This is a genomic window from Faecalicoccus sp. (genome assembly GCF_036552745.1).
GTDB lineage: Bacteria > Bacillota_I > Bacilli_A > Erysipelotrichales > Erysipelotrichaceae > Faecalicoccus.
In genome coordinates this window covers 1-4,856 of the sequence record NZ_JAXKBY010000047.1, presented here as the reverse complement: position 1 = coordinate 4,856, position 4,856 = coordinate 1, and the positions used below count along the sequence as shown (strand labels likewise).

At 37.0% G+C, this 4,856-nt stretch carries 7 protein-coding genes; all 7 read left to right on the top strand.

Annotation, left to right across the window (positions count from 1 at the left end; genetic code table 11):
• The first annotated feature begins 130 nt into the window (after positions 1-130).
• The 7 genes from U0M88_RS02415 to U0M88_RS02385 all read left to right on the top strand — a co-directional run bounded on the left by U0M88_RS02415 (position 131) and on the right by U0M88_RS02385 (position 4,745).
• A complete protein-coding gene (locus tag U0M88_RS02415; protein WP_331868792.1) occupies positions 131-538 on the top strand; it encodes a hypothetical protein in 408 nt (135 codons plus the stop codon).
• Between the two features lie 80 nt (positions 539-618).
• Positions 619-1,071, top strand: a complete 453-nt coding sequence (locus U0M88_RS02410; protein ID WP_272003959.1) for a DUF1294 domain-containing protein — start codon at positions 619-621, stop codon at positions 1,069-1,071.
• A gap of 73 nt (positions 1,072-1,144) precedes the next feature.
• Entirely contained in the window at positions 1,145-1,366 is a 222-nt protein-coding gene (locus U0M88_RS02405; RefSeq protein ID WP_272003961.1) for a hypothetical protein, read from the top strand.
• A 66-nt stretch (positions 1,367-1,432) separates the two neighbouring features.
• Entirely contained in the window at positions 1,433-1,690 is a 258-nt protein-coding gene (locus U0M88_RS02400; RefSeq protein WP_331868791.1) for a hypothetical protein, read from the top strand.
• A 1-nt stretch (position 1,691) separates the two neighbouring features.
• A complete protein-coding gene (locus U0M88_RS02395) occupies positions 1,692-2,087 on the top strand; it encodes a PrgI family protein (RefSeq protein ID WP_331868790.1) in 396 nt (131 codons plus the stop codon).
• Positions 2,050-4,401, top strand: coding sequence for a VirB4-like conjugal transfer ATPase, CD1110 family (locus U0M88_RS02390; RefSeq protein ID WP_331868789.1), 2,352 nt, complete (start codon positions 2,050-2,052; stop codon positions 4,399-4,401). Before U0M88_RS02395 ends, U0M88_RS02390 begins: the two co-directional genes overlap by 38 nt.
• Positions 4,402-4,409: 8 nt before the next feature.
• A complete protein-coding gene (locus U0M88_RS02385; RefSeq protein ID WP_331868788.1) occupies positions 4,410-4,745 on the top strand; it encodes a hypothetical protein in 336 nt (111 codons plus the stop codon).
• Positions 4,746-4,856: the final 111 nt, after the last annotated feature.

Here is a 4,856-nt window from a genome sequence, read left to right as displayed (position 1 = left end):
TTGTCTTTTCGTCATGCCTGTAAACGACAGATTCCGATCATACCAGTGATCATAAAGCCTGGACTTCATCAAAATCCAGGCTTTACTTTACTTTGTTTCTAAGTTAATACTTTTCTTGTAGCTTAACTTAATGACATTGGGAAAAGACATGACTAATTTAAAAAAACATCAAATGGCAGCAAAAGATAAAATCTCTCAATACTTGCATAAAGCAAAATCTTTTTGCAAAAACCATCAGAATGAAATTATTGTCGGTTCATACATCGTTTTAGTTTCAGGGTTGGGAATAACTGCTATTATGATGAAGAGATACAAAAATTCTTTGGATGTTGAAAAAAAGGCTTTAGAAAATTCCAAACAGATTATTGACTCATTAAAATGCAGAATTAATAATTTGGAAAATCTATCCGAGATAAAAGACAGTTTCTTTAATAAGGCAATCTCAAACGACTTAAGACATGGCGGATCATTTGGCGGCCAACAAATGGCATATCGAAAAGCATATCTTAATTCATGCAACAAGGCGGTAGATTTATAATGCTAGAATTGTCTAGATTTGATTATTATCTAATTGCTATCAACATAATTGGTTTTCTGTACTTCATTATATACATCTATTTGCTAGCAAGTGAATCTAGTAATATTTCCGACACCATAATGACTATTCTATCATTGTGCTTTGGTTCTTTGGGGATTGCGTTGTCTATGATTATTTTTGGTCGAACTCCAAAGTACAGAAAAAAAGAAGCGATGATGTCTAGAGTGTTTATTTGGTGCATCTTAGTGATTCAAATTATTCTTCTGTTAATCATCAAAGGATATATCAGAAATGACTTAACTATTAATGCTATTGAATACTTTAAAGCTAATCCAATTATTGTGATATATCTATTGGTTATCAACATCATTACTTTGATTGCATTCGCCTTAGATAAGATACATTCAATTGAGGGACATAAGCAAATTCGAATATCTGTATTGTTATTTTTATCATTTATCGGAGGATCAATAGGAGCTTTATTGGCAATGTATATTTTTCTACAAAAACAAGACAAGATTACTTTACTGTAGGTGTTCCCTTAACAATAATAATGCAATTATTCTGTATTTTTTATTTAATGAATAGGCCATAGGAGGAAAGATAATGGAAAGAACAATTGGACAAAACGTAAAAGTATCGAAAGATAGTACAGGTGCTTTCATTAGTGTTGACTGGGTATGCCCAGTGTGTGGCGAATACAATTCCGGATTTTATTTTACTAGCAACATTGATGAAGTAACTACACATTTTGAAGTTGATCATGAATGTGATCATTGTCAAGAAATGGTAACAATAGAGTGTTCTGATCCGGATGTATTATTTTAGCAATACTATACCAAATAAGATTACAAGGCAAGATTTAAAAGTCTTGCTTTTTTTATGGAGGTCACAATGAACAAAAAACAAAATCTAATCAAATTACACCTTATTACAGGTGAAACAGTTGAAACTGTAGAAGAAGTCATTTCTCATGAAAGAAGTGACATTATTACCCAATATGAGAATCCTAGATCTAAGACTATCAAAATAGCTGTTAAAGACGGCAATAACTTAGGGATCGCAACCATACCGATTGAACACATCCTTTATATCGATGTCATCTTTCTAAAAGAAGATGAACTTCGTGATTATATGGAGGCTTCTTTCTAGTATGGAAATCAAGATCAATAAAGAAATACGAAGCTACACTGAAAGTATCTTTTTCGGGCTGTCCGTAAGACAGTTTATTTATTCGATTTTGGCTTGCGCTATTGCGGTTCTTATTTATTTCAGTTCTATCAACACCTTTGGCATGGAGATCACCAGCTGGTTATGCATCTTAGGAGCTGCCCCTTTTGCAACCATCGGGTTCATTAGTTACCAGTCAATGACAATGGAAAAGATCATCTATGAAGCTTTCAAGTCATTGCTTCTTAAGAAAACTGAACTGATCGATAAACCATTCAACTTATATTATGAATTGGCCAAACCAATCATCAAAAAGCAGATAAAGGAGAATACGAAAAGAAATGTTAAAAAGTCTAAGCAAATTCAAACGTCAAAATAAGGAAAAATTCAATATTCCCCGATGTGTTCAGGATACCATCCCTATCGACAAGGTTTATAAGGATGGTATTTTTTCTGTCGGCAAGCGTTATTCCAAGACCTATATGTTCAGTGACATCAACTACTCTGATGCATCAGGAGAAGATAAAAAAGGCATCTTGTTGGGATATGGTGAAATGCTCAATTCCCTTGATGCCTCCTGCACAGCTAAAATTACGATTCTTAACCGGAAAGTGGATCCGGAAGAAATATCCAACAAGATCCTGATCCATAAAGCAGATGATGAACTCAATGATCTAAGACAAGCCTACAATGATCTGATCCTGGAAAATCTTGCTAAAAGCGATAACCTGATTCAGGAGAAATACATTACCATTACCACTTTCAAGAACAGTATTTCAGAAGCCAGAACCTTCTTTTCCAGGATCTCGCTTGAGCTTTCATCTTATTTTGGCAAAATCGGATCCGACTGCAAAGAACTGACAACCAACGAAAGGCTCAAGATCCTTCATGATTTTTACCGCGACCCATATGAACCTTTTGAATTTGATATCAATGATTCGACTTATAAAGGACATTCATTTAAGGAAAAGATCTGTCCGGACATGCCAAAATACGAGAAAAACTATTTTAAGTTCAGTGAAAGATATGGGCGTGTATTGTATCTTGAAAACTATCCGCAATATCTGAAGGACAAGTTTGTTGCCGAGATATGCGGTCTCAATAAAAGCCTTGTCTATTCTATGGATATCTTAACAATTCCAACCGATGAAGCGGTTAAAGAAGCCGAAAACAAGCTCTTGGGCGTGAATACCAATATTACCAACTGGCAGCAGAGGCAAAATGCCAACAACAACTTCTCTGCCGTTATTCCTTATGATATGGAAAGCCAGCGCAAAGAATGTAAAGAATTCCTGGATGATCTGACACTGCGCGATCAAAAGATGCTTTTATGCAATGTAACAGTCGTTCATATGGCAGATTCAAAAGAAGAACTGGATATGGATACCGAAACCATTCAATCCATTGCCAGAGCTAATTCTTGTGAGCTTTCTGCTTTATTCTTTGCATCAAGACAATTAGACGGTTTAGTGACTGCCCTTCCTATCGGTATTAATCGTCTGGATATCTTTAGAACTCTATTGACTGAAAGTGCCAGTGCCTTTGTCCCGTTCAGAGCCCAGGAAGTCATGGATCCGGGAGGAATCTGGTATGGCCAGAACAAACTGACCAACAATTTGATTATCTGTGATAAAGCCGAACTTCAAAACCCTAATGCCTTCATCCTTGGTGTTCCTGGAGCCGGTAAGTCATTCCTGGCAAAAGAAGAGATCGAGTTTTATGCCTGTGCGACTAATGATGATATCCTCGTGTGTGATCCGGAAAACGAATATTCCAACATCATCAAGAAACTTGGCGGTGCTGTCATTGAGATTGCAGCCGGAAGTCCTGATTATATCAATGCCATGGATATGAGTGAAGGATATGGTGATTCAGGCAATCCGGTCGGTGATAAAAGCCAGTTTGTTATGTCTTTGTTTGAACAGTTAGACAACAACAAAAAAGGCATTACACCAATCGATCGAAGCATCATTGACCGCTGCGTTTCCCTTGTCTATGAAGAAGCGAGAGAAACCAAGACGATTCCGACTTTAAAAACATTACGATCCATGCTTTTAAGACAGCCGGAAGTGGAAGCCAGATCTTTAGCTTTAAAACTGGAGTTATTTACAGATGGTAACCTCGATGCCTTTGCCCATGAAACCAATGTCGATGTTACGAATCGTATTATCTCTTATAACATTTTCAATCTTGGTAAACAGCTTAAAACAATGGGACTTTTGGTCATTACCGATGCCATGATCAACCGAGTCAATGAAAACTGGCGCAAAGGCAAGAGAACACACGTATTCATCGATGAGATCCATGTCATCTTCGAAAATGAAGAAAGTGCATCCTTCTTTGCATCGGCCTGGCGGCAATTCCGTAAAAGAGATGCCTACCCTACCGGGATCACTCAAAACGTCAAATATCTATTAGGATCCAAACAAGGGACATCGATGCTTTCAAACAGTGAATTCATTGTGATGCTCAACCAGTCGCCAAATGACCGCGAAGATCTTGCCGAACTTCTCAAGATAAGTAAAGAGCAGCAAGTCTATATCACCAATGCCCAATCCGGGTGCGGACTGATCAAATACGGTGCTTCTTTGGTTCCCTTTGTCAACCGGATCCCGGAAGACAATCTGATCTATCAAATGAACACCACTAAGCCATCGGATCGCAATATGGGATTCAATTCTCATAAAGAGTAGGTGATATCTTGGAAAATACAATCAAAACTAGAGAAATCATCCATGATATCAAAACCAAAGATACAAGCGGACATCTGACTCATTTCATCAAAGATGCCGGCATACAGATCAAGCCTCATGATATCGGCAATAAAGAAGAAACTTCTGCCGAAGCAGGCGCTACTAACAATGTTCAAGGAACTCTTAAAAAGACAAGTGTTACGGCTTTTGATCAGGCAAAGACCTATACCAAAAATAAGATCAAAACCAAAAGAGAAAATGCAAAGATCTTAAAAGAAACAATAGCAGTTGATGATCCAATTCATTATTCATCACCTGTTTCCTATTTGATTATTACGGAGTGAGAAGTCCACTCAATACGGCAAAATAAGTCCATGTATTACGGTGACGAAGTCCACTTGATTCGTTATACAAGTCCATCAGAAATTAAATTTTTTATCATGATCATTTATAAG